Origin of the sequence: Moritella sp. 5 (assembly GCF_018219455.1) — a bacterium.
Classification (GTDB): domain Bacteria; phylum Pseudomonadota; class Gammaproteobacteria; order Enterobacterales; family Moritellaceae; genus Moritella.
Genome location: NZ_CP056122.1, coordinates 2,302,729 through 2,329,201 on the forward strand (window position 1 = coordinate 2,302,729; position 26,473 = coordinate 2,329,201).

Consider the following 26,473-nt stretch of genomic DNA (forward strand, 5'->3'; position numbering starts at 1 on the left):
TGACAGAGGAAGGTTTCGTTATTGAATTAAGACTTGCAAAGCTCGGCAACGACTTTCAATCGACGGGCTGGTTCTGCGACAAACGGATTGGTTTTATCCCACGCGTAACCCGCTAAAATCGAACAGATCATTTGTTTGATCTTCGGATTAGGATTTTCGTGTAAAACCACATCTTGGAATTCACCAGTATACCAGCCTTCAACATAACAGCGGAATGCGTTAACACCGGTCATGAGCGTATCTGAATACTCCGTTTGCCAATTAACGGTTTCATTGTTGAACTGTTTTATCAATAAGTCAGTTGCAAGCTCAGCTGATTTCATCGCAATCGTCACACCAGACGAGAATACCGGGTCTAAAAACTCACCCGCATTACCAAGCAAAGCATAATGGCGATCAAACAACTTAGTCACGTTAGCAGAATAACCCATGATAGAGCCACAAGCGTTAGGGTAGTTTGCTTGTGCAAGTAACGCGGCTAGGTTGTGCTCTTCTCTGGCTAATTGCTTTAATGCCTCAAGGTGGTCATCAGGATAGTTGGCAAAGAATTCTGGTTCACCTACTACACCAAACGAGCAACTTCCATTACTAAATGGAATGAGCCAATACCAAACCTTGCTGTCGTCTGGATGCACGGAAATTAAGATCTTATTACGGTCAAAGTGAGTGGCAGTAATGTTATCTTCAATATGGGTAAAGATAGCGCGTCTTGGAGGCAGGGTTGATGGTTCTTCCAGTCCGAGTAAACGCGGTAATACACGACCAAAACCGCTGGCGTCAAGGATAAAATCAGCTTCTATTTCATAGCTATTTTTATTTTTATCTAAGATGGTTAATAATGGTTTCTCTCTATCTACATCAACGCTTTTAACTTCGTGCTCATAGCTAATCGTGACGCCTTGTTGCTCTGCACAATCGGCAAGCAATTTGTCAAAGTGTCCACGCTGTACCTGGAATGTAGTACCTTCACCAGCGGTGTATTTATCGGTGAAATTAAACTCAGTGTATTTGCCAGAAGCATGAAAAGCTGCGCCATTTTTAAATTGGAAACCAGCAGCGTTGACAGCATCAAACATATCGGCTTTTTTAAGTGATTCCATACACGCTGGCAATAAACTCTCGCCAATAGAAAAACGTGGGAATATAGATTTTTCGATAATAGTTGCGTTAATGCCTTGCTTGTTTAGTAGTGCAGCAGCGAGCGAGCCTGAAGGGCCTGCGCCAATAATGACGACATGTGCTGGTTGTGTTGAAGACACAAGAATTCCTTATTATATCGAGTATTATCTCGGCAGATTGAGTTAGTAAAATATTTATATGGTGATTTTATCACATGTTCGATACTTGGTTAAAACCTTTAAGTAAATCGATAAATATAGTTGATATAAATCAAGCTAGGCTGGTGGATTTATAGTTCTAAGGTGGTTATTTAACTCCTTGGTTTTTATAAAAATATAATTGTAGTATTTTATGTTGTCACTATGACTACTCAGTGCTATAACTAATACTTATTGAATGATCGATTTAAGGACTAGTTACAATGGAAAATCTCCGTTTTATCGAGAGCATAGATACGATTATCTATGACCTTTCTCGAGAACTACCTAAGCACCAAAGATATAACCGATTATTGCAGTCATGGCGGGATATTTTTTCATGTGACGCGTGTGTATTACTCAAGCTGGAAGGCGATAATTTGGTGCCTAAATCGGCTAACGGTTTACAAATAGAAGCAATGGGGCGACATTTTCCCATTGCAGAACATCCAAGATTTGAGCAGATTCTAGCTAACTACGAAAATGAAGTGCAAAAAAAAGTACTCCGTTTTGATGCTGCCTGTGATCTGCCCGATCCTTATGATGGCTTGATCCAAACGCCAGATGGACAACTTAATGTCCACGATTGTATGGGCGCGGTTTTAGTGATTGATAACAAGCCGTGGGGTATTGTCACTATGGATGCGCTTAATTCACAACGCTTCGATTTCCTCGACCCACAAATCCTGAATTCCATGATTGGCTTGACCGAAGTTGTGATAAAAACCGCCAACTTAATCTTTGCATTAGACCAAAGAGTGCAACGACAAGAGCAAGTGACTGCTAGTTTAATTAGCGAGAAGTTCAGTGAGGAAATGATCGGCTCAAGTTCAGCGATGAACATGCTTAATTTAGAAATAGACTTAGTGGCTGATTCTGACTTGGCAGCATTGATATATGGTGAGTCTGGTTCGGGTAAAGAGCTGGTCGCGCGCCGAATTCATATGGCATCAAAACGTGCCAAGGAAGCATTAATTACAGTGAACTGCGCTGCATTACCCGAAACCATGGTCGAAAGTGAGCTGTTTGGTCATGTCGCAGGTGCGTTTACCGGCGCAACTAAAAACCGTTTGGGTAAATTTGAACTTGCTGATGGTGGCACGTTATTCTTAGATGAAATCGGTGAATTACCTATGTCTATTCAAGCCAAGCTATTAAGGGTAATTCAGTTTGGCGAACTGCAACGCTTGGGCAGTGACAAACAGCATAAAGTAGATGTGCGTTTAATCACCGCGACTAACCGAGATTTAGCGAAAGAGGTGGCGGAAGGGCGCTTTAGAGATGACTTATACCATCGCTTAACTGTGTATCCCTTAAAAGTACCAAGCTTACGCGAACGTGGTAATGATATCTTGTTATTAGCAGGTAATTTCCTTGCTAAAATTCAGCGTAAAGTCGGCATTAATAACTTAACGTTAGCCAAAGAGGCTGAGCGTGTATTATTGGCGTATGAATGGCCAGGTAACGTGCGAGAATTAGAGCATCTATTGAGTAGGGCATCATTGCGTGCAGCTGCTCGCAACCGTAAAGATGATCGAGTAGTGATACTAGAAAGCAGTGATTTAGATATACAAACAGCGAATGAGATCAGTAAAATTACGTCTTCTTTACCGATAAATAGATCGGCTGCTATGTCGGCTGATAGCAATGTTGAACAAGGCGAAATTGTGATTAGCCCGAGTGCCAATGATAATAACCTAAAACAAATAACCGACGATTTCCAGACCCAGTTTATCAAAAGTATGTTAGCTGAAAATAATGGTAATTCGGCGGCAACGGCACGCGCGATTGGGGTTGATAGAAGTAATTTACATCGCTTGATGAAGCGACTTGATATTCAGTAAGCCATCGCGTTTACTTGATTAAACGTCATCGAAGTTGTATAAAAAAGGCGGTAGTGATCTGAATCACTGCCGCCTTTTAACTATTTTATTATATTAGTGCTAACCAAACAGCAATATTGATTAGGCTGCTGTCGCTAACTCAACTGTATGATCCTGCGTTGTTTTCTTATAAACACTTGCAAGTTTAATCGATAACAATATCGCCGCCATTGTTAGACCTGAAATAAAGCCAATCCAGAAACCAGCTGCGCCCATTGCTGGTACAATTAAATTTGTTAATGCCAGCGTATAACCAATAGTCATGCCCACAGCCCAATAAGAGAATAGAGTGATGTAAAAGATCACACTTGTTTCTTTATAACCACGTAATGCACCAGCAGCAATAACCTGAACTGCATCTGAAATTTGATACACAGCGGCAATCAACATTAAACCTGTTGCAATATTAATGGTGGTCATGTCTTCGGTATAAATTTCTGCAATCTCGTTACGCAGTATAATGGTGAAGATCGCAGTAATCACAGAAAAACCAACACCCATCCACATCGCAGTGATACTGGCAAACTTCGCTTGTAGTGGTTTTTTCTCCCCAACATATTGGCCAACGGTAATTGTCGCTGCAATACCAATACTAAGTGGTAGCATGAAGACCATTGATGAGAAGTTTAACGCAACCTGATGTGCTGCAACCGTAATCGCGCCAAGTGGTGCTAACAGAATAGACACAACTGCAAATAAAGTTACTTCACAGAACATAGATGCGGCAATTGGGAAACCAACACTAATGATGTGCGACATTTCTTTTTTATCGATACCATAAACTTGATCGAATAATTTGATCTCTTTAAAGTCTTTATGGAAGTAGCTATAAGCAATCATCGAAAAACACATAGCAACAAATACTAATGCAGATGCAACAGCACAACCAACGCCACCCAGTGCAGGCATACCAAAGTGACCATTAATGAAGATGTAGTTTGCAGGTACGTTTACCATGATACCAATTAAACCAATCACCATGGTTGGTTTGGTAATGCCTAGACCTTCATGGTAACTACGAAATACTTGATAACCACATGCAAAAGGCAATGCTAATGAAATAACACGTAAATAACCTGTTGTTAGCTCAGCTAATCTATCTTCAACATGCATGAACTCAAGGATCATAGGGCTGTAATACAGTAGCGCCATCATAGGCAGAAAGGTGATTAATACAAACCAGATACCTTGTTGAACCACTTGTGCAATTTGATTTTTCTTTTTAGCGCCATAAAGTTGCGCTACGATAGGGGTGATCGCCATTAAAATGCCGATCAAAAACATGAGTACTGGGAACCAAATACTGTTGGCGATCGCGACCGCCGCCATGTCTGTTGCACTTACTGCGCCAGCCATTACGGTATCAACAAAGCCCATGACAGTGAACGCAAGTTGTGCGATCAAAATTGGAACCATTAATTTAAATAATTTAGAAACCTCAGATCGATATTTCTGCACTGCTACTCCGAATATTTTTGGGGTTGTTATATTGTGTATTCTAAGAATTGATGTTGCTGAAAACGAAAGAAGTGATTATGAATGTTGTGATATTCGCGTTCGTGAGGGCATACCTGATCCAGCTAGAAGCATAATAATCCTTTATGGCTAGCATTTAAAGATGTATTTAAATTTATTTTATTCGATATTAACATCAAGTTATTAACTAGATGAATTATCTAAACTAACACGATATAGTTAGGTATATTCGTTTAAGTAGTGATAAAGGTCATTTATGTTTACTGGTATTGTACAAAGAAAAGCAAAGATTATTAGTATCGACAAAAAAGAGCAATTACATACGTTAGAAGTTGCGCTAGATAAAGTACATCAAGACGGTTTAGTTATCGGTGCAAGTATCGCGAATAACGGTACATGCTTGACGGTAGTAAAGATGAATGATGACAGTGTTTGCTTTGACGTGATTGAAGAAACACTTAAAGTGACTAATCTTGTCGACCTTGAAGTCGGCGATGAAGTTAATCTAGAACGCGCTGCAAAATTTGGTGATGAGATTGGCGGGCATCTATTGTCGGGTCATGTACATACACAAGCTGAAATTGTCACCATTAATCGTACTGAAACTAACTGTGATATCTGTTTTAAAATAGCCCAAGAATGGCAAAAATACGTATTACCAAAAGGCTTTATCTCAATTGATGGTATCAGCCTCACATTAGGTGATGTAGCTGACGGTCATTTTTGGGTGCATTTAATACCAGAAACGTTAGCCGTAACGAACCTAGGCAGTCGTCGTATTGGTCAGTTTGTAAACATTGAAATTGACAGCCAGACACAAGCGATTGTTGATACTGTCGAACGTATGATGGCAAATAAGTAATTAACGTTACCTTATAGTTGATAGAAAATAGCATCATAAGAGCGATATTCAGGCTTAGCAGTTTTTTCAAACATGCCGCATCGCTCTAAATTAGCACACTCTCTAATACGACCTTATTTATACAATTTGTATTCAAAAGAATCTGATTTAAAATATTTGCTCATCATCCGCATCAATAAATAATTCAAACTTTTCATGAGCTTGATCATGCAATAATTTAAAGTGAATACTATTGCAGCAGGCACTGCACTCATCATAAAAATCTTGCTCGCCATTGCTGGCATCAATATCAGCCGTGATAAATTTACCACAATGTGGACACACAACTGTTCTATGGGAAAATTGTTTCATGATAACCTCCGCAGGTTATATATCGCATCCTCTAAGCTTATTTTAGCTGAAGATTGTACTTTTGCATGTTTGGAGTATTAGGCATGGGTAACGATGAAAATAGGTACTGACATATCTCGATATCAGTACCAAAAAATGGATGTTATGTGGTTATACTAGAGCATCCAACTGAGCAGGTAAGGGTATAGCACTGGCGCAATAATAGATGTTAATACGCCGCTAATGAGCAATGCCGTGGTGCTAAACGCACCGTGAGTATGACTCAATTCCATCGCCTTAGAAGTACCAATAACATGTGAACCTGCACCAATAGCAAGTCCTTGGGCTTCGGGGGTGTGAATTCGTAAATGTTTCAATAAAAATGGTGCGCAGACGTTACCAAATATACCGACCATAATAACCATGATCGCAGAAATAGCAGGGATCCCACCGATCGTTTCGCTAATTGCCATTGCTATTGGCATGGTTACTGCTTTAGGTGCTGCTGAGGCCACAATTTCAGGTGGAGCTGAAAAGCTAATGGCGACGAATACGGTAACGACCAACCCGATAATTACGCCAGCACTACAGGCAATTAATATGGGCACTATTTTTGCCTTAACATGGACAAATTGTTGATATAAGGGGAAGGCGAGGGCAATAACGGCAGGTTCGAGCAAACGCGTTAATACCGTTGTACCTTGTTCGTATTCTTCAAGCTTAAATCCAAATACCATCATGATGGTAATTAACATGCCAATACAAAGCAGGATTGGATTAAAGATCGCAAGTGCGGTTTTCTTATAAATCCATTGCGCAAAAAAATAGATAAGAAGGGTTAATGGGATAGCTAAATATACGATCATTTATCACCACCTTGTTTTTTATTTAGTGCTTTATTTGATTTGGTGGCACTTGCTCGATTAAAAAAACAATAGGTATGTCCAACGGTAAAAAAGATAACAACAGTACCAATGAAACTCGCCATTATGAGGGGCAGCAAGTTTTGTTGCACTAAATCAAAGTAACCCATGAGGGCAACACCTGCAGGTACAAATAAGATACCTATGTGACGATTAAGTTGAAAGCATACTTTTGCTACATACTTTTGCTTTAGCATGCCACTGCTTAATGCGAAAAATAAAAGTAATAAGCCGATGATACTTGAGGGAAATTCAACGGGTAATAGCATGCTAATAACACGCCCTAAAACCACAAAACAAAAAATGGTGAAAATATTGTACAGCCATATTTTCATTGATTACCTACCTACTAATTATGCGATTGCTAAGCAATTACTGTGCGATCGAAAGCGCCCTATATAAAATGTTAAAAATATACAGGGCAGATGATACAATAAACGTTACTTGAAGTTTATTAGGTTATAAAAATGCAGTATCCGGTTAATGAAATTTTTGAAACAGTGCAAGGTGAAGGCCATTTTACTGGTTATCCCGTCATCTTTATTCGCCTACAAGGATGCGATGTAGGTTGTTCGTGGTGTGATACCAAACAAACTTGGGCTGTTGATCCCGAGATGCAAGTGTCACAACAAACGGTGAACAAAGCTTGCGATGATAAACCACATTGGGCGAACTTTACTGCACAAGAATTCATTGCCATGATACAAAAAAACGGTTTTGTTGCAAAGCATATTGTGATTTCGGGTGGTGAACCTTGCCAATATGACCTTGTTGAATTAACGCGTGAATTAGAACAAGCAGGGTATTTCTGCCAAATTGAGACATCGGGAACATCCGAAGTTCGCGCAACAGACACGACTTGGGTGACAGTATCACCAAAGATCCAGATGAAAGGTCAGTTACCGGTTCTACAGAGTGCACTGCGTCGTGCAAATGAAATTAAACATGTGATCGCAATGGAAAAACACATTGAAGAGCTGGACGAGCTAATCGCGAATATAGACACCGCGGACAAGATTATGTGTTTACAGCCTATCTCACAGCAAAAACGTGCAACAGACTTAGCGATTAAACTATGTATTGAACGTAACTGGAAACTGTCTGTTCAAATGCATAAATACATCTTTATCGATTAAGTAGTGTTACATGTGTTGATATTCGCCTACCTTCTGCTCCATTTATCTGTAGCAGGGGATGGCGGCATAACGCATCGCTAAATAGAAATCAGTTGGCATGACAAAATCATCGCCACCTAGTATCAATAAGTATTAATAGGAAGTAGGGACAGGTATGAATCATTTTGATACACCAGACGCCGGACTAATCGATCGCTTTAAACAACGTGAAGAAACCTTATTACACACTGATTTTTCACAATTTCCTATGCGGCTTGATGAGCTCTTACACCCTGAATTATTTGAGGTATCACCAATAGGTACCTATACTTCACGTAGCGAGATAGTGGCATGGTTATTAGCCAAGTCAGCGACACAGCGTTGGAGTTTGAGCCAGTTTAAAATTGTTGAGTTGGCATCAGATATAATGTTGGTTTGTTATCAAGCTAATTCGATAAATGATGGTAAGGTAAAAGAAACAGGCAGCTTACGTAGTTCAATTTGGCGTTTTAACAACCTGCAATGGCGGCTTCAATTCCACCAAGCAACAAAAAACTAACTAACCTGTATATTTGCCCATTCATGTTTAGCCTACTTTCCTAGTACTATTTTCCGTATACCTCCTCTTTAGGGGGATAACCTTCCCGATGTAAAGTTTCCATATCTATTTTAATTGTTTGACATAGCTCGCATAAAATATCTTCTTGGCTTGGATTGACAGTAATTTGGCACGTTTAGCCTATACCTGACACTGTGTAGTAAAAGTATTATGTGAATATAATACTTACAACCTAATTGTTAACGGAATGAAAACAAATTAAAGGTGTAGCATGGATACTATTATGAAAAATACAACTCAGAAGAAATTTTTTAGAACAACACCAATTGCTCTTGCGCTAATCGTCTCAGGCTATACAGCCGCGCCACATGCAATTGAATTCAACTGGGGTGATGTTGAAGGTTCATTTAACTCACAAATTACTGCGGGTTCAAGCTGGCGTGTTGAAAAACCTGATGCTAAAAATGTGGGTGTGGGTAACGGTGGTTTACTTGGTAATACACCAACGGGTGATGATGGTAACTTAAATTATGCTAAAGGTGATGCTTTTACTCAGACGATTAAGGGACTTCATGATCTTGGCTTAACGTACGAAACTGAAGAAGGTACAACTTTTGGTGCCTTTGTCCGTGGTAAGTATTGGTATGACTATGCATTAGATAAAAATGATGCCATACACGGCAGTGGTACAAATGGTTACGTTGCTAATCAGCCTATTAATGATGATGACTTTAATGATTTAACTAAGTCGAAAGGTGTCGCATTACTTGATGCTTATATCTTCACTGGCTTTTATTTAGGCGATACTGCTGTTGATCTACGTATTGGTAAACAGGTTGTTAACTGGGGTGAAAGTTCATTCATTCAAGGCGGTATTAATGCGGTCAACCCTGTTGATGCAGCCGCTTTCCGTCGCCCTGGTGCAGAAGTGAAAGAAGGTTTATTACCCGTAAACATGATTTTTGCTAATGTTGGTCTAACTGACAATTTAAGTGTTGAAGCATTTTATCAATTAGAATTTGAACCAACAGTAATTGATAGCTGTGGTACTTATTTCTCGACAGCAGATTATTTAGCTGAAGGCTGTAATATACTCGTTGTTGACCCAGGTCTAAAAGTTAATGATACCGGTTTATATAAAGCGGGGATCTATGCAACGCGTGGTACGGACGAAATGGCATCTGATGATGGTCAATTCGGTGTCGCATTCAAATATTATGCAGAAAGCTTAAATGCAACCGAATTTGGATTATATTATATGAACTACCACTCTCGTTTACCGTATGCGAGTGCAGAGGCCGGTGTTTATAATACAAATCCAACCATTGGTCCCGATGGTCCGTTACCATTTATCCCAGGCGTTGATGCGTATAACCCTCATTATCATACTGTTTATCCAGAAGATATTCAGTTGTTTGGTCTTAGTTTTAATACCACTGTTTCAGAATGGGCTGTATCAGGTGAAGTGAGTCATCGTCTGGATATGCCACTGCAAATTAATGGCGCAGATCTTCTCGCTTCAGCACTATCAGATGCCGATGGCTCACCGTTAACGCCAGAATACCGAAAGGCAAAAGCTGGTGATACTGTCGATGGTTTTGAGCGTTTTGATTATAGCCAAGCGCAACTGACGTTTATTAAATTCTTCGATAAAGCACTGGGTACCGATCGAATTACCGCGGTTGCTGAACTGGGTTATGGTCACGTATGGGACTTAGATGAATCAGATGGTGCTGTTAAATATGGTCGTGCAACGGTTTATGGCGTTAGTTTTGATGGTGTAGGTGATGATAAAGATGGCTTTACAACGTCTGACAGTGCCGGTTATCGTCTAGCAGTAAAAGCCGATTATCGTAATGTTTTCGCTGGTGTTGATTTAGCACCGTCTGTAGCTTGGTCTCATGACGTTTATGGTTACAGCCCTGAACCACAAGGTACATTCCAGGAAGGTCGTACAGGTATCAATGTTGCCTTAAAAGCGGATTACCTAAAAAAATACAATGCGTCAGTGAGCTATACCCAATTTGGTGGTGATTTTAACCCGCTATCGGATCGTGATTATGTTTCTGTTGCAGTTGGTATATCGTTCTAATTAGGCATTGAGAAGTATATTAAGTTTTAGAGAGTAAATTCGGATAGAGCGAATAGACGTTATCGAAAAGGATTTTAATATGAAAGTTTTAAATAAAGCATATAGCGTAGCTGCGATTTCAGTAGCTATGGCATTCTCGGCATCAGCACTTGCAAAAGTAAGTGAGGCAGATGCGGCTAAATTAGGGAAAGAGTTAACGCCAGTTGGTGCGGTTACAGTGGGCAATGCTGACGGTTCCATTCCTGCATGGACAGGCGGCATTACTAACGCAATCCTAGGGACAGACATTGGTAAAAATGATAGGGTGACGAATCCATTCGCAGCGGATAAGCCGCAGTTTGTTATTACAGCTGCCAATGTTGATAAATACAAAGACAACTTAACGCCTGGCCAGTTGGCTATGTTTAAGAAATATCCTGATACTTATACGATGCCTGTTTATGAAACGCGCCGTAGTTTTGCTCAGCCAGATGATATCTATGCCACGATTAAAGATAACGCATTAAATACGACTCTTTCGGCGGGTGGTAATGGTTTAAACAATTTTAAAATATCAATTCCGTTTCCAATTCCTGAAAATGGTTTAGAAGTAATCTGGAATCACATTACTCGTTATCGTGGAGGTCACGCTGAACGTGTCATTACCACCATTCCAGTGCAGCGTAACGGTGCTTATACTGCGGTAAAAGTACAGGATAAATTCTACATTCCTGAAGCGCTGAAAGGCGGTCGTGATGCGAAGAAAGATGACAATATTTTGTTCTATTACATGCAGCGTATTATCGCACCTGCACGTCTAACAGGTACGATTGCCCTTGTACATGAAACTATTGACCAAGTGAAAGAACCACGTAAAGCATGGATCTATAATTCAGGGCAACGTCGTGTTCGTCGTGCTCCAAACGTATCGTATGATGGCGAAGGGATTGGCGTAGAAGGTTCACGGACGTCAGATAACTATGATATGTACAATGGTGCTCCTGACCGTTATAACTGGACGCTGATTGGTAAAAAAGAGCTATATATTCCATATAACTCTTACAACCTTTCTTCTACCGATCTTGAATATAAAGATATTGTGAAGCCTGGCCATATCAACCAAGAATACACACGTTACGAAAAGCATCGTGTGTGGGAAGTTCAAGCAAAAGTAAAAGATGGCCAACGTCATGTTTATGCACAGCGTAACTTCTTTATTGATGAGGATAGTTGGCAAGCAGGTGTGATTGACCATTATGATGCACGTGGTAACTTATGGCGTGTTGCAGAAGCACATTCAGTTCAATATTATAACGCTGATGTGAACTGGTTTGCTGCAGAAACGCTCTATGATATTATCGCCGGTCGTTACCTTGTGACAGGTCTGAATAATGAAGAACGCAAAGGTATTCAGTTCGACGTTAAAGCGAAACGTAAAGATTTCTCTACGTCAGCATTGAAACGTATGGGCCGCTAATTTTAATCAATTTGCTTGATTAGCATTACAATTATAGCGAGAGTGTTAGTACTTAATAAAAGTATTAACACTCTCGTTTTTCGTTTTCAGCCCCGTATTTTTCGAGACTGCTAGGATTGAATTTTCTAAACTGTTTTTCTGCAGACATCAAATGCAGTGTTGAATTTTGTGGTCATGTTTTGAAATACAATAATAGTGGTTAGTTCAACAATTTCATCATCATTATAATAACAACGTAATTGATCTATATGTCTGTCAGTCACATGTAATGACGTGTTTGTAATTGCGTCGGTATAGGCCAGTACTGCACATTCTTGAGGCTTGAAATCACTGCAATTTTGCCAATCTAATAGCTTATCTTTATTCAACCTTTCTTTAAGGGTGCGTAATACTTTAGAATCATGTTCGATGGTGAACTCACACTGATTTAGCTGTGCCACGCGTACACTCATGAGTGCGTGAATATAGAGTTGAATAGGGGAACTTCTTCTATTAATGGTTTTATATAATAGAAAGACGACAGCGAATAGCCTAGGTTTACGCCCCAGTATTTGTGCGGGTTTTAAGGTCTTATTTTGTTTTCTCGCAAGTAACCACAAGATCGGACGTATGAACCACGAGTATTGGCTTGATTGTAATTTGGGGATACGCATAACTAACCTCGATGCATTACATAAGCTTTGCAACACTAATTATGGTTTAAATTAAGCAATAGGGTGAATTTGTGGTAGATTATTCGTTGCAAAGCATAGAGCAGTTTTTAAATAAGGGTTTAATTAATGACGACGTATTATACCGCGGCGGATCTTGCTGAAGAGTTCTCGATCACGCGACGAGCCATTCGTTTTTATGAGACGAAGGGATTATTACAATCCGAACGTCGAGGACGGTTTATGTATTATGACTATCGTCAGCGTGCCCGTTTAATTATTATTTTACGTAGCAAACGTCTAGGTATTAGCTTGGCATCAGCAAAGCATTATTTGGCGCTGTATGATGACAAACCGGATAGCCCACCTCGTATGTTGTACATGTTACATCAAAGTCGTACAAGATTAGATGAACTACGTGAGCAGCAACTTGCATTACAAGAGAATATAGCTGAACTAGAAATGCTAGAAAAGATAGCGATGAAAGATTTATTCGCATGTGACATCGACATTGAATCAAGTTATCAAGCATACCTTGGCGAACTAACCCATCAGGATAAACTTGAACCTATCGAGTGATAACCTGATGAATAACTCGACTAAATAGACATAATAAATTAGATTACGCTGATTATTGTTGACTATAATGCACGATAAAGTCAGTGATGACATTGATGTCGTTCAACTCTAAATAAGTTAATTCTCTCTCTAATAAAGCTGTTTTATCAATCGCTGCATCCGTGGCGATTGCAATAATGTGCTTATCTTCATTCGCTAATATCGGCTTGCCTAAACTAGGGCGGTGCAATTCTATCTTGGTAAAGGCTTCATGCCTAAATCCTTCGACTAATACCAAGTCCAATTCATTGGTGTTCAGCCAATTCAACTGAGTGATTAATGCGGGTTCTGTAGGCTCATCTTGTTCTACAAATAAAACAGTTCTGTGTGGCGATGCGAGTACCATTTGGCAAGCACCAGCCTTTCTTAATTTATAACTGTCTTTGTTAGGGTTATCCATTTCGATGTCATGATGACTGTGTTTCACCATGCCAATTCGTAGGCCACGTTTCGTTAACTCGGGTAGTAGCTGGGTGATTAACGTTGTTTTACCTGTCCCACTAAACGCAGCAAAGCCAAGTAACGGGATAGGGAAGTGTTCTAAAGAAGTCATGATGAATACTCAATTACAGGATGAAGAAGACAAAATTAACGGGGATAGTTAATATACCTTTTAATTTAGGTTATAGGTAAAAAAAGAGGTCGCATAAGCGACCTCTTTACATCAATTCTACATAGATATTGATTTAGAACTGATTACAGCATGATTTAGCTGCCGATTATATGTACAAACTAACTTGCTGGTTTTTCTTCACAAGCTGCTTTAGCACATGCGATTGCATGCTGTTTATCACTTTCTTCTAATTCTTCATCTTCAACGAAAACCGGTAATGGTTTGTGTTCCGTTGCAAGGAATGAATAAATTACAGGTAAGATGAATAGTGTAAACAGAGTACCAATTGCAAGGCCTGATACGATCACAAGACCAATACTAAAGCGCTGTTCAGCACCTGCACCAGTTGCATACATTAACGGAATAAGGCCCGCAATCATTGCCGCTGTTGTCATTAGGATTGGGCGTAAACGTACTTTAGCCGCTTCAATCACAGCCTCAGTTCGGCTCTTACCATGATGCAGCTGTTCTTCTTTTGCTACTTCACAAATCAAGATACCGTGTTTGGTAATAAGGCCGACAAGGGTAATCAAACCAACCTGAGAATAGATATTCATGGTTGAAAGACCCCAAGCAAGTGATATTAGCGCGCCTGATACGGCAAGTGGAACCGATACCATGATAACTAATGGATCTCGTGCTGATTCGAACTGAATAGCCAGTACTAAGTAAATGATTGCGAGTGCTAAAGCAAACGTCATATACAAGGCACTGCCTTCCGTCACAAACTGACGAGATTCACCCATAAAGTCATGACGATAACCTTTTGGTAGTTTCGATGACGCGGTGTTTTCGAACCATGAAATTGCATCACCCATCGCAACACCTGGACTCGGTACAGCACCAATCGTTGCTGAGTTTAGCTGGTTGAAGTGAGGAAGTGAGCGTGGTTCTGCTACAACATCAATACTGATCAAGCTGCCTAGTGGAACGGCGTTACCGTCAGCTGCACGTACATAGTAGCTATTCATTGATTCAGGATTTAAACGGTATTTACGTTCAACTTGAGGGATAACCTCGTATGAACGGCCATTTAAATCGATACGGTTAACATAACCGTCAGACATCATTGTACTTAGCGTAATACCAATATCTTGCATGGTAATACCGTAAGCGCCAGCTTTGTCTTTATCAATGTTAATCTTCATTGTTGCTGAGTCGAAGTTAAGATCTAAATCAGAATAAACGAAGAGTGGATTAGATTGTACTTCCGTCAATACGTCAGTCGCTACTTGGAATAGGCTTTCAAAGCTATTCGGGGTAGTGATAACAAACTGAACTGGTAAGCCAGAACCAGCACCTGGTAATTCAGGCATTTGGAAAGCAATAACTGACATTCCCGGTACATCTTTAACTAAGCCCGTTACACGTTTAACAACTTCACCTTGGCTTGCTTCACGTTCACTCCAAGGAACCATAGACGCAATACCAAATGCTTGGTTTGAGTTAGGAACACCAGAGAAGATCTGTGCGTATGCAATTTCAGGTTGTTCGTTTAGTTTCGCGTTAACTTCATCCATTGAGTTTTGAATGTAATCCAAGTTAGCATTTGATGGTGCAGTACCCATCATCATTAATACACCTTTATCTTCAGATGGTGCAAGCTCGCTTGGAATAAATTTAAACAGCATAGGTAGCGCAGCAAATACGATAAGTGCAAATGCGATCATCACTGGACGCTTGTGCATTACCGCCGTAATCATTTTTTCATAACCATTAGTCATGCGCTCAAGAAAAGCATGAACAGTGCGTTCAAATCTGCTTGGTTTCGCATTGGCTAACAAGATTTTAGAACACATCATTGGCGATAATGTCAGTGCTAAAATACCTGAAATGAATACCGCACCGGCTAAGGTAAGGGCAAACTCTTTAAATAATGCACCTGTGATACCACCCATTAACGCGATTGGCGCATATACCGCACCCAGTGTTAATGTCATTGCAATAACAGGTACAGCAATTTCACGGGTACCAATCACGGCGGCTCGGAAAGGGGATTCGCCGAGCTTAATGTGCCGGTCAATATTTTCCAATACAACAATCGCGTCATCTACCACCAGACCAATTGCCAGTACCATTGCTAGTAGCGTCATCAAGTTCCATGAGAAACCAAACATCTGCATCACCATTGCAACACCAATCAGTGACAATGGAATAGTAACAATAGGAATGATTACCGCACGGAAGGAACCAAGGAACAGGGTAATTACCACGATCACAATAAGCGCTGCTTCGATAATCGTTTTAATTACTTCATGAATTGATTCGTTAATCGCAACTGTCGAGTCATACATCACGTTCATTTTGATGTTAGTCGGTAAGTTACGTTCAAGTTCAGGTAGTAATTCTAATACGTCAGCAGCAATGTCAATTGGGTTGGCTGTTGGTGCTGCGTTAACGGCAGCTACAACGGCTTCTTTACCATTCGCTGAGGCTCGATAAACATCATGGCTCTTTGCTAACGTTACCTTAGCTATGTCTGCTAAGCGGATAACTTGACCTTTATCAGTCGAAACCACAAGGCGTTCAAGGTCCTCAGTACCTTTAACTTGAGTATCGGCATTACCGTTATAAAGAACGAATTCACCAATCGATTGACCTGTTGCTGACTGATAGTTATTACTATTCAGTACTCCCATTATTTCGGTAGCGGTAAGGTCATAAGCTGCCATCTTTAATGGGTCTAGCCAAACACGTAGTGCGTATTTAATACCACCATACATGTCAACTTTAGAAACACCATTAATAGTAAATAGCTGAGGATTGATTACGCGATCAAGATAATCGGTTACCTGGCTTGAAGATAGCTCATCACTGCTAAAAGCAATATACAATACCGCAGTTGTTGAGCCCGTAGACATAGTTACGGTTGGATCTTCAGCTTCTTTTGGCAACTGTGAGCGAACTGAATTCGTTTTAGCCAAAATATCAGATAAGGCTGCATTAGGATCGGTATTCAGTTTCATCGTAATAGTAATAGTTGAACTACCTAATACACTCGATGAGGTCATGAAGTCGATATTGTCGGCTTGGGCAACCGCTTGCTCTAAGGGCTGAGTAATAAAGCCTTGGATCAAATCGGCACTGGCACCGTAGTAGCCAGTCGTTACGGTAACAACCGTATTGGTCATGTCAGGGTATTCTCGAACCTGCATTTTGAAAATTGCTTGTACACCAAGCAAAGCAATCAAAAAGCTGATAGATACCGCTAGAACAGGACGCTTAATAAAAATATCAGTAAAGCGCATATATACTCCGAATTAAAGCATTGGTGTTTCAGCTGGAACATTCAATGTATCGTTTTCAACAACACGCACTTTAGCGTGATTACTTAAACGAACTTGACCAGATGTAACAATTTTATCGCCTGCTTTAACGCCTTCTAAAATATGAGCGATTGAATCAATACGTTCACCGACTTTAACAACAGATTGTGTTACACGTAGGTCCCCGTTTTCATCCTCACGAACGATGTATACATTGTCACCGTATAGTGTGAACGTGATTGCTGTTTGTGGTAGTGTAATTTGATCTGTTACTGTTGGTAGGATGATGCTAGCGCGAGCAAACATACCTGAACGCAGTTGTGAATCATTATTTGGAATGTCTGCTTGAATTTGAATTAAACCACTTTGGAAATTAACCGCTGGTTCGATTGCACTGATTTTACCGCTAAATGCTGTTTCAGGATAAGCATCAACGAAAATTTCAACTACCTGACCTAAGTAAATTTTAGATATTTGTGTTTGAGGTACAGTGAAGCGTAAACGCATAACACTTGTGTCTTCTAAGCGAACAATCGTTGTACCAGTAGATAAAAACTCACCTAAGAACACATTGCGTAAACCAACTTCACCATCGAATGGTGCTGTAATTTGGCGGCGTTCAATCACTGCTTTTTGACTTTCGATATCAGCAAGTAGTGAAGAGTAAGACGCTTCTGATTCATCCAATGCTTCTTTAGACACCGCATTTTTCTTGTAAAGTGCTTTGTATCGTAAATATTTAGATTCAGCTGCGTTAAGTTTTGCTTGTGAACTTTTTAGATTCGCCTTTTCTACTCGCGAATCTAAATTAACCAATAATTGGCCTTTGGTTACTTTAGTTCCCGAATCAAACGCAATATGATCGATTTTACCAGCAATTTCGTTAGCAATATCTACACCTTGGTTAGGTTCAATGAAACCAATAGCTTGAATTGTTGGGACCCAATTAGTTGTTTTAGTATTAACAACAGTGACTGGGAATTCCGCTTCAGGTATGTTGGCCATAAATTCTGCAATCTTTTTTTGTTTGAAAAGATTAAAACCAATTACACTACCAAATAAGGTTAGTGCGATTAGTAACATGGCAAAGGTCCACTTTTTCATGAATTGATAAACTCCGGGGTTTTATATAAACGTTATATAAGCTCTGAGGTGAGACTGCGCTGGTCTATAAATATCTACCATTGCTCGTTCAGATGATGTATTTGTTATATTCATTCTAGATGTTAACGGGTCCCAATCAAGTCTTTTGTAGATTAAAAGTGCTTATTTACGTATATTTACCAAATCGGTAATTTTAGTAGTTTTTTCTGTTGACAATACCTCTAAAAGAGTGACAGCCGACTGCTTTCTTTTTAAACTTTCATGACTGTTTTTCAATCTTTTGTGACTTAGGAATGCTTTACTGCTGATTGGCTTTTCGGTAGTTCCCTTTGTAGTCAAATATACGATGTTCGATTTTCCAGAAGTATTTTTCTTTTTTTGCAATGACAAAGTCCGGCGCGACAAAGCTTTGAATTTGGGCTGTTATTTGCTCGGTAGTGGTCGCGCTAATCGGTGACCCTGTAACGGTTCTAGAAAAAATACTGAAAAATCGTTGGCGTTGCTTGTTATTACTGAAATAGAAGGTCTCTTTGACAACATCGCCATCTTCATCATGGTAATTTATTTTGATTTTGTCGCCATCAGCTAGCGCTGAAATACCCGAACAGCGTAACACCTTACGGTCTTTAAGTTGCAGCGCTTTTTTTAATTGATTATCAGGGTCGATCAAATCGACATGGCATTGTTGGCACTCGCGAGCGGCAATATCATTTTCGGCATTACATTGTGGGCATTGCTTGTATTTAAAACGGTAATTGCATTGTACTTCACTGCCATTACTGAGCTCAACTAACCCTTGGCAACGCCGACCATAATGCTCAATGATATCACCGTCCGCATCCGTTACCCCCCAAAACAAGTTGGCAAAATCACAGCTCGGGCAGGGTACTTGTACCAGATCGCTATTACTATTTGGTTTGGTTGATCCTATCTCTGGCTGATATAAATCAAATCCATTACCGGCGTAGTCAATGATTAAACAGTCTGTTTTTCCTTCCGCAAGACGTAGACCTCGACCTGCGATTTGCTGGTATAAGCTTACTGAGTCCGTACGGCGTAAAATGGCAATAACATCGACATGTGGGGCATCAAAACCTGTCGTTAATACAGATACATTGACGAGGTATTTCACTTCTTTGGCTTTGAATTGGCGGATCAGTTCATCACGTTCTTTAATGGCAGTTTTACCTGTGATAATAGCAGCTTGATCGTCTGGTAATAGCTTAAATATTTCTTGAGCATGTTTAATACTAGCGGCAAAGATCATGATGCCTTCACGATTGCTGGCAAGTTCGATCAATTGCTTACAGATAGCTTGTGTTACGCGCGGACTCTTGGCTAAAAATTGATCCAATTGAACTTCGTTATATTCCTGTGGCAAATCGTCAAACTGATAACGCGCAACTGGCGCATCAATCACTGCAGGTGTGGTTAAAAATCCTTTTTGCACAAGATAGCGTAAAGGCAGCTCGAATATGCAACTTTCAAAGGGTGTTTCATCTTCTGTCCTAACATAGCCTTGATAATGCTTTTTATAGATCCAACCTTTGTCTAAGCGATAAGGCGTCGCTGTGAGGCCTAGTACTTTCAGCTTGGGATTAGTCTTTTTTAAATGGCTGATGACTTTTTGGTATTGGCTATCCTCACTTAAACTAACACGATGACATTCATCGATAATGAGTAATGAGTAAAAACCATCAAACTTATCTAGATTACGGCTTAAAGACTGCACACTTGCAAACGTTGTTTTAAACTCATCTTGTTTTTTACCTAGCCCAGCAGCGAAGATACCGGCTTCAAAACCATCATGTTCAAATTTACTGTGATTTTGTTCTACAAGTTCTTTTACATGGGCAAGGATAAGTACTGGATGTCTCGCTAGACGTGCTAACTCTGCTAATACGTGACTTTTTCCTGCGCCTGTTGGTAAGGTGATAACTGCGGGTTGGTCTGATTTTCTAAAGTGAGCTAAAGCTGCATCTACTGCTGCTTGTTGGTAATCTCGAAGAGGCATATCGAATCTATCGTTATTAGGTTAGGACATAAAGAGGAATACAGTATAACGCAAAGAGAAATATCTTTGAGCTAAAATTCATAGTGTTATTACATAAGGTATAAATTGTGATGGTATTTTATTATTTTTGAAGTAGGCCTTAACGTATTGTTAATTTAGTGCCTATGGTTAAGTAACAATGTGCATTTTAGGAGTTATTGATGATACCCCAAGCATTCATTTATGACGCGATCAGAACGCCACGAGGTTTAGGTAAACCAACGGGGGCTTTACACGAAGTTAAGCCTGTTAACCTATTAGCTGATTTACTTAATCATTTACAGACTCGCAATGGTTTTGATACTGATGCGGTGGATGACATAGTGTTAGGCTGTGTAACGCCTATTAGGGATCAAGGTGCTGATATTGCTAAAACAGCGGCATTAATTGCAGGTTGGAAAGATAACGTTGCAGGGGTTAGCTTAAATAGGTTTTGTGCGTCAGGCCTAGAGTCAGTCAATATAGCAGCAATGAAAATACGATCGGGTTGGGAGCACCTAGTTATTGCAGGCGGTGTTGAATCTATGTCGCGTGTAAAAATGGGCAGCGATGGTGGCGCTTGGTCGATGGATCCTGAAACCAGCCTAGCAACAGACTATATGCCACAAGGTATTGGTGCTGATCTTATTGCGACACTTGATGGCTATAGTCGTGAAGATGTTGATGCTTTTGCTGCTCGCTCACATCAACGTGCTACAGCGGCTTGGCAACATAACGCATTCGATAAATCAGTTGTTCCTGTATGTGATCGTAATGGCATGTTATTACTTGATAAAGACCAGCTTGTTCGTCCAGATTGTTCTCTCGCTACATTAGCAAAGCTAAACCCTTCTTTTAGTCGTCTTGGTCAAACTGTTTTTGATAGTGTTGCTCAACGTCATTATCCACAAGTAGGACAAATTCAACATGTACATACTCCAGGTAATGCCTCTGGGATTGTCGATGGCGCGGCGTTGGTTTTACTCGGTAGTGCTGAAGTCGGCGTTAAATGGGGATTAAAACCAAGAGCAAAAATCGTTGCTACTGCAGTTGTTGGTGCTGATCCAACAATCATGTTGACTGGACCTGTCCCCGCGACCCAAAAAGCATTAGCAGTGGCAGGATTAACGATAGACGATATTGATTTATTTGAGGTTAATGAAGCCTTTGCCGCCGTTGTGATGCGGTTTATGAACGAACTTAATGTCTCGCCAGATATCGTCAATGTGAATGGTGGTTCTATTGCCATGGGACATCCACTTGGGGCTACGGGGGCTATTATCTTAGGGACATTGTTAGATGAATTAGAAGCGCGTGACTTGAAACGTGGCCTTGTAACTTTATGTGTCGGTGGCGGCATGGGGATCGCAACAATTATTGAACGTGTAGAGGGGTAAAGTATGTCATCAATCTGTTTAGAGCAAGACGATGCAGGGATAGTACATTTGATTTTTGATAAACCTAGCTCAAAGGTTAACCTACTTGATCGTGTGTTTATTGATGACTACATAGTGACGATTAATAAACTAAAGGATATGCAATTTACTGGGGTCATATTACGCTCAAAAAAATCAAGTTTTTTTGCTGGTGGAGATATAACGGTGCTTAGTGCATGTGCAGAGCAAAGTGTGGAGGACACTTACTTATTATTGTCTTCCCTAAAAGCGGCAATGCGATGGCTAGAAACATGCGATAAGCCTGTGGTTGCATGTATTAATGGTGCTGCACTTGGTAGTGGTTGGGAACTCGCGTTAGGGTGTCACCATCGTATAGCATTATCGAAGAAAGTAGTGCTAGGCTTACCAGAGGTTACATTGGGCTTAATGCCTGGTGTTGGTGGTGTTGTCAAAATGACTCGGTTGCTGGGTGTCGAGGCAGTATTACCTTACTTACTCAAGGGTAAACTATTTGATTGCCAAGAGGGTTTAGCGCTTGGATTAATAGATCAAATAGCGGCATCAAATACTCAAATGATGGCGCAAGCAAAAAACTGGATCTTGTCGCAATCACTGCCAGTGAGACAATGTTTTGATAATAAGGGTTATCAGTTCCCAGGCGGTGATGTTAGCGATCCGCATATGGCTGTTGTTATCGCTACCGCTCCTGCAATACTGAAGAAAAAAACACAAGGGAACCAACCCGCACCTGAAGCGATATTATCAGTGATGATTGAATCAACAGACATTGATATTGACACCGCATTACGGATAGAGACACGATACTTTATTTATGTCATCCGCAGTCAAGTAGCTAAAAATATGATGAATACGTTTTGGCATCAGCATAACGAGATTAAAGCCGGTGCGTCGCGACCAAAGGAACATGCGTTAACGACATTCAGTAAAATAGGTGTATTAGGTGCGGGGATGATGGGGGCTGGTATTGCTTATGCTTTAGCAAGCCACGGTATTACTGTCATACTAAAAGATATTAGTCTTGAAAAAGCAGTATTTGCCAAGTCATATTCAGCTTCTATTTTAGCGAATTGTAAATTGTCTGATGCAGAGAAAAGTAGAATATTACAACGTATTATTCCAACAAAAGATCCCATTGACTTGATTGGTTGTGAAATGGTGATTGAAGCGGTATTTGAAGATCGTAAAATTAAATCTCAAGCAACCACAGAAATATTACAGGTTGTTGGTGATGATATTATTATGGCATCCAATACATCAACATTGCCGATTACCAGTTTAGCTAATTCGTCTACGAAGCCTGAAAACTTTATTGGTCTGCACTTTTTCTCTCCAGTGGACAAGATGCAACTTGTTGAAATCATTAAAGGTGATAAAACATCATCAGCTACTTTGGCCGCTGCTTATGATTTAGTGCTACAGATTGGTAAAGTACCCATTATCGTTAATGACTCTCGTGGTTTTTTCACATCACGCGTATTCTTTACTTATGTTTCGGAAGGTATGCGTATGCTAAGTGAAGGTATTCCAGGAGAAGTCATTGAAAATGCAGCAATTCAAGCAGGGTTACCCGTAGGGCCTTTAGCCATTCTTGATGAGGTAAGCTTGTCACTGATTGATAATGTACGTAATCAAGCTCGAATTGATTTAAAAGCTGAGGGGAAAGCACGACTTGATAATCCTGCTGATGGAGTGTTAGATCAATTACTTGCCCTAAAACGACTCGGTAAATCGACTGGCGCTGGATTCTATGATTATACTAGAAGAGGGGAAAAGCGGTTGTGGTCTGGTTTAGTCGACTTATTTCCGACAACGGATGACTGGGATATTAATATGGTTAAAGACCGATTATTGTTCGTGCAATCACTCGAAGCCCTTAGAGCGTATGATGAAGGTGTCGTTACCAGTTGCCGTGATGCTAATATCGGCTCTATTATGGGATTAGGTTTTCCTGCGTGGACCGGTGGTGTCTTACAATTCGTTGACCATTATGGTGCGGATAAATTTAAGCAGCGCGCAGAGCAATTATATGAGCAGTTTGGTCCGCAATTTATGCCTCCGGCCGTATTGTCTCAGTGGAAAGGCTGAAATTTTATTGCCTTAGTACGACAAAACCCAAGGCTGGCGAAGTCTACGAAGGTAAATTTGAGCTAGTTGGTGAATAAATACGATGATGACCGTTTATAAATTAGGCGGTAGCCTTTTAAAACAAATTCACTTAATGTTATTATCCTAGGTTCATGTAACGGTTAACTAGGGAATAATAACTAGTGAAGGTGCCTCAAAGAATACAACCTCTTGTTGATGACGGACTTGTTGACGAAGTATTACGTCAGTTAATGAGTGGTAAAGAAGCGACTGTATACGTTGTGCGTTGTGGTCAGGAGATCCGTTGCGCGAAAGTTTACAAAGACATAGAGAACCGCAGTTTTAAACAAGCGGTGCAATATCGAGAAGGTCGTAAAGTTCGTAATAGTCGACGTGCTCGTGCAATGGAAAAAGGCTCTAACTTTGGCCGTAATGAACAAGAAAAAATATGGCAAAATGCCGAAGTTGATGCGTTATATCGCTTAGATAATGCAGGTGTTCGCGTTCCTGAACCTTATGGTTGTTTTGACGGTGTATTACTTATGGAGTTGGTCACGGATGCTGATGGCTTTGCTGCACCGCGTTTAGCGGATGTTGCATTAACGCCAGAGCAGGCTGTGATTGATCATGGAAAAATGATCCATTACGCAAGATTGATGCTTTGCGCGGGTCTCATTCATGGTGATTTATCCGAATTTAATGTACTTGTTGACGAATATGGTCCTGTTATTATTGATCTGCCACAAGCGGTTGATGCGTCAGCAAACAACAATGCGAAATGGATGTTAGAACGTGATGTTGATAATATGAGACAATATTACGGGCAATACGCACCAGAATTACTTAAGACAAAATATGCTAAAGAAATGTGGGCTTTATACGAAGCTGCAGAGCTTACTATTGATGTTGAATTGACTGGTCAGTTTATTGAAAATACAGAATCTGCAGATGTAGATGGTATTTTAGATGAAATCAATGCAGCAAGAGAAGAAGAATTGGAACGCTTAGCGCGTATTCAATTTGCGGAAGAAGAAGTCGAATAAAACCATTAGCCCCTCGTTTAATTCAACTAAGGGGCTTTTAATGTATTCATTCTATTATTAGACATATTTATTAGCTGCTTATGTTTTAAATCTAATCTGATGTAACGATATCTTTCTCCATATTTGTAATGCTTTCCTCTGACACATATCGATTTGGGCGCAAACCAACACAGAATTTAGGTAAATCTTGCTCACGTTCTAGATACAAGGCACAGGCGTATAAGTTTTTACGCAGTTCTGCATCCTTTATTAATGTGTTCTCCTCCCAATAGTGTAATTCAAAAATGAGAAACCAAAATATATGCTCTTTCTCCCCTGATACTTTTTCGTCGATGACATCTAGAGATTGCCAATCTTGTAAAACATCCCACACCAAGTTACTTAATACTTTGTAACTGATTTTATGCATGAGAAATTTATTCACATTGTCGGTTAATAACACAGATTTCTCATTTATAAATGCTACTGCTTGCATTGGTTTATCTCCACTTGTGTTTAAAACTAATTTTAAGTCTAGCCTCAAACTTTTTTTTAGAGAGGTTTAGACCGTACAAATAATGCCTAAAAAGTAATAGTTCGATCGCGGTCACATTTTTTCGCTAAATGATTAAAATGTTCCCTTAAGAAACTCAATAACACCCTATGTTTTTTCGAACCCGCGCTTCCTGGTGGAAAAACTCCATATAGATCAATGCTCGAGAGTTCATAATCAAACAACAGTTGTTCGAGTTTGTTGGCTGCGATTTTTGGAGCTGCATCGTAAAAAGGAATACGTGCAATGCCATGACCGCCTTCTACGAACGCTGTTCTTGCTGCTGCATTATTGGTGCTAACACTTCCTTTTGGTTTTACGCTGTAAGCTCGGCTTCCTTTCGTTAGTGTTAATGTGCTTGAACTTAATTTGTATAACACCCAGCTATGATCGACAAGTTCGGTAGGGGTTGTTGGCCGACCGTACTTGTTTAAATAATCAGGTGATGCGCATAGACAGGTTTTCATCGATATTAATTTACGCGCTTGTAAGCCTGAATCAGTAAGCGGGGCGCCTCTGATTGCCAAGTCAATGCCCTCCTGCATGATGTTAACGATATCATCAGTAAGCATTATGTCCAATTCAATCTTCGGAAATTGGATCTTGAACATGTTTAAAGCAGGGACAATTATCTGTAATCCGACATTAACCGGACATGTTACTTTTATCAATCCTTCAGGCTCGTGCTTTAAATTCTCGATTTGTTGATTTGCGGCTTCAGCTTGTTGTGCTATTTCTTGACAGTGTTGGTAGTACTGTTGACCCGCTTCTGTCAGTGTAAAACTACGGGTTGTTCGGTTAAGTAACTTGAGACCTAATTGAGTCTCAAGTTTTTTAAGGTGGTAGCTGACAACAGCGCGAGATAGGTTTAAGTGCTTCGCTGCAGCAGAAAGTGTACCTTGTTCCACTATTTGTGCGTAAACAACCATACTTTTTAATTGTTCAAAAGAAACATTCATTAATAAAATCCAGCTAAAGATAACAACACACTTTATTGTATCAAAATGTTGAACAGTGTAGTCAATTTACTCTGCATTGTTAGATTTTACATTGAGGTATAGACTGTCTCTATTCGTTGTTAACACGCATACAGTATGTAT

The 26,473-nt window shown here is 40.1% G+C and carries 22 protein-coding genes; 10 read left to right on the top strand and 12 right to left on the bottom strand.

Features of this window, described 5'->3' with window-relative positions:
• Positions 1-26 precede the first annotated feature (26 nt).
• Positions 27-1,259, bottom strand: coding sequence for an NAD(P)/FAD-dependent oxidoreductase (locus HWV01_RS10340; protein ID WP_211675288.1), 1,233 nt, complete (start codon positions 1,257-1,259; stop codon positions 27-29).
• Between the two features lie 281 nt (positions 1,260-1,540).
• On the opposite strand from HWV01_RS10340, the gene norR reads away from it, so the two are divergent.
• Positions 1,541-3,160, top strand: a complete 1,620-nt coding sequence (gene norR, locus HWV01_RS10345; RefSeq protein ID WP_211675289.1) for a nitric oxide reductase transcriptional regulator NorR — start codon at positions 1,541-1,543, stop codon at positions 3,158-3,160.
• A gap of 120 nt (positions 3,161-3,280) precedes the next feature.
• On the opposite strand, the gene HWV01_RS10350 is transcribed toward norR, so the two are convergent.
• On the bottom strand, positions 3,281-4,657 hold the full coding sequence (locus HWV01_RS10350) for an MATE family efflux transporter (RefSeq protein WP_211675290.1): 1,377 nt from the start codon (positions 4,655-4,657) through the stop codon (positions 3,281-3,283).
• Positions 4,658-4,931: 274 nt separating this feature from the next.
• On the opposite strand from HWV01_RS10350, the gene HWV01_RS10355 reads away from it, so the two are divergent.
• Positions 4,932-5,537 carry a riboflavin synthase subunit alpha gene (locus HWV01_RS10355; protein WP_211675291.1) on the top strand — a complete coding sequence of 202 codons (606 nt, stop codon included), beginning with the start codon at positions 4,932-4,934 and terminating at the stop codon, positions 5,535-5,537.
• 147 nt (positions 5,538-5,684) lie between these two features.
• Here the strand turns inward: HWV01_RS10355 and HWV01_RS10360 are convergent, their stop codons facing one another.
• The 3 genes from HWV01_RS10360 to HWV01_RS10370 all read right to left on the bottom strand — a co-directional run bounded on the left by HWV01_RS10360 (position 5,685) and on the right by HWV01_RS10370 (position 7,125).
• Entirely contained in the window at positions 5,685-5,888 is a 204-nt protein-coding gene (locus HWV01_RS10360) for a CPXCG motif-containing cysteine-rich protein (protein ID WP_211675292.1), read from the bottom strand.
• A 155-nt stretch (positions 5,889-6,043) separates the two neighbouring features.
• Positions 6,044-6,733, bottom strand: coding sequence for an LrgB family protein (locus tag HWV01_RS10365; protein ID WP_211675293.1), 690 nt, complete (start codon positions 6,731-6,733; stop codon positions 6,044-6,046).
• On the bottom strand, positions 6,730-7,125 hold the full coding sequence (locus tag HWV01_RS10370; protein WP_211675294.1) for a CidA/LrgA family protein: 396 nt from the start codon (positions 7,123-7,125) through the stop codon (positions 6,730-6,732). The genes HWV01_RS10365 and HWV01_RS10370 overlap by 4 nt, the downstream gene beginning before the upstream one ends.
• A gap of 132 nt (positions 7,126-7,257) precedes the next feature.
• On the opposite strand from HWV01_RS10370, the gene queE reads away from it, so the two are divergent.
• From queE to HWV01_RS10390, 4 genes are all read left to right on the top strand, one after another.
• The gene (gene queE, locus HWV01_RS10375) at positions 7,258-7,926 is read left to right on the top strand and encodes a 7-carboxy-7-deazaguanine synthase QueE (RefSeq protein ID WP_211675295.1); all 669 of its coding nucleotides are present in this window, start codon (positions 7,258-7,260) and stop codon (positions 7,924-7,926) included.
• A 154-nt stretch (positions 7,927-8,080) separates the two neighbouring features.
• Positions 8,081-8,464, top strand: coding sequence for a DUF4440 domain-containing protein (locus HWV01_RS10380; RefSeq protein WP_211675296.1), 384 nt, complete (start codon positions 8,081-8,083; stop codon positions 8,462-8,464).
• 283 nt (positions 8,465-8,747) lie between these two features.
• Positions 8,748-10,556 (top strand): DUF1302 domain-containing protein, encoded by a 1,809-nt coding sequence (locus tag HWV01_RS10385; RefSeq protein WP_211675297.1) that lies wholly within the window; start codon positions 8,748-8,750, stop codon positions 10,554-10,556.
• Between the two features lie 79 nt (positions 10,557-10,635).
• Positions 10,636-12,012: a DUF1329 domain-containing protein gene (locus tag HWV01_RS10390; protein WP_211675298.1), complete on the top strand. Its 1,377-nt coding sequence runs from the start codon at positions 10,636-10,638 to the stop codon at positions 12,010-12,012.
• Positions 12,013-12,137: 125 nt separating this feature from the next.
• Here the strand turns inward: HWV01_RS10390 and HWV01_RS10395 are convergent, their stop codons facing one another.
• Positions 12,138-12,665, bottom strand: coding sequence for a carboxymuconolactone decarboxylase family protein (locus HWV01_RS10395; RefSeq protein ID WP_211675299.1), 528 nt, complete (start codon positions 12,663-12,665; stop codon positions 12,138-12,140).
• 126 nt (positions 12,666-12,791) lie between these two features.
• Between HWV01_RS10395 and HWV01_RS10400 the strand changes: the two genes are divergently transcribed.
• A complete protein-coding gene (locus HWV01_RS10400) occupies positions 12,792-13,241 on the top strand; it encodes a MerR family transcriptional regulator (protein WP_211675300.1) in 450 nt (149 codons plus the stop codon).
• Between the two features lie 52 nt (positions 13,242-13,293).
• Here the strand turns inward: HWV01_RS10400 and mobB are convergent, their stop codons facing one another.
• The 4 genes from mobB to HWV01_RS10420 form a co-directional block, all read right to left on the bottom strand.
• Entirely contained in the window at positions 13,294-13,833 is a 540-nt protein-coding gene (mobB, locus tag HWV01_RS10405) for a molybdopterin-guanine dinucleotide biosynthesis protein B (RefSeq protein WP_211675301.1), read from the bottom strand.
• Positions 13,834-14,012: 179 nt separating this feature from the next.
• A complete protein-coding gene (locus HWV01_RS10410; protein WP_211675302.1) occupies positions 14,013-17,141 on the bottom strand; it encodes a multidrug efflux RND transporter permease subunit in 3,129 nt (1,042 codons plus the stop codon).
• Between the two features lie 12 nt (positions 17,142-17,153).
• Positions 17,154-18,263 (bottom strand): efflux RND transporter periplasmic adaptor subunit, encoded by a 1,110-nt coding sequence (locus tag HWV01_RS10415; RefSeq protein ID WP_211675303.1) that lies wholly within the window; start codon positions 18,261-18,263, stop codon positions 17,154-17,156.
• A gap of 298 nt (positions 18,264-18,561) precedes the next feature.
• Positions 18,562-20,277, bottom strand: coding sequence for a DEAD/DEAH box helicase (locus tag HWV01_RS10420; protein WP_211675304.1), 1,716 nt, complete (start codon positions 20,275-20,277; stop codon positions 18,562-18,564).
• Positions 20,278-20,477: 200 nt separating this feature from the next.
• Here HWV01_RS10420 and HWV01_RS10425 point away from each other — a divergent pair, with 200 nt between their 5' ends.
• From HWV01_RS10425 to HWV01_RS10435, 3 genes are all read left to right on the top strand, one after another.
• Entirely contained in the window at positions 20,478-21,692 is a 1,215-nt protein-coding gene (locus HWV01_RS10425) for an acetyl-CoA C-acetyltransferase (RefSeq protein ID WP_211675306.1), read from the top strand.
• A gap of 3 nt (positions 21,693-21,695) precedes the next feature.
• Positions 21,696-23,798, top strand: a complete 2,103-nt coding sequence (locus tag HWV01_RS10430; RefSeq protein WP_211675307.1) for a 3-hydroxyacyl-CoA dehydrogenase NAD-binding domain-containing protein — start codon at positions 21,696-21,698, stop codon at positions 23,796-23,798.
• Positions 23,799-23,980: 182 nt separating this feature from the next.
• Complete coding sequence (locus tag HWV01_RS10435; protein WP_211675309.1) at positions 23,981-24,841, top strand: PA4780 family RIO1-like protein kinase; 861 nt, start codon at positions 23,981-23,983, stop codon at positions 24,839-24,841.
• 91 nt (positions 24,842-24,932) lie between these two features.
• Here the strand turns inward: HWV01_RS10435 and HWV01_RS10440 are convergent, their stop codons facing one another.
• Both HWV01_RS10440 and HWV01_RS10445 read right to left on the bottom strand, forming a co-directional pair.
• A complete protein-coding gene (locus HWV01_RS10440) occupies positions 24,933-25,316 on the bottom strand; it encodes a hypothetical protein (protein ID WP_211675311.1) in 384 nt (127 codons plus the stop codon).
• 86 nt (positions 25,317-25,402) lie between these two features.
• On the bottom strand, positions 25,403-26,332 hold the full coding sequence (locus HWV01_RS10445) for a LysR family transcriptional regulator (RefSeq protein ID WP_211675313.1): 930 nt from the start codon (positions 26,330-26,332) through the stop codon (positions 25,403-25,405).
• Between the last annotated feature and the right edge of the window lie 141 nt (positions 26,333-26,473).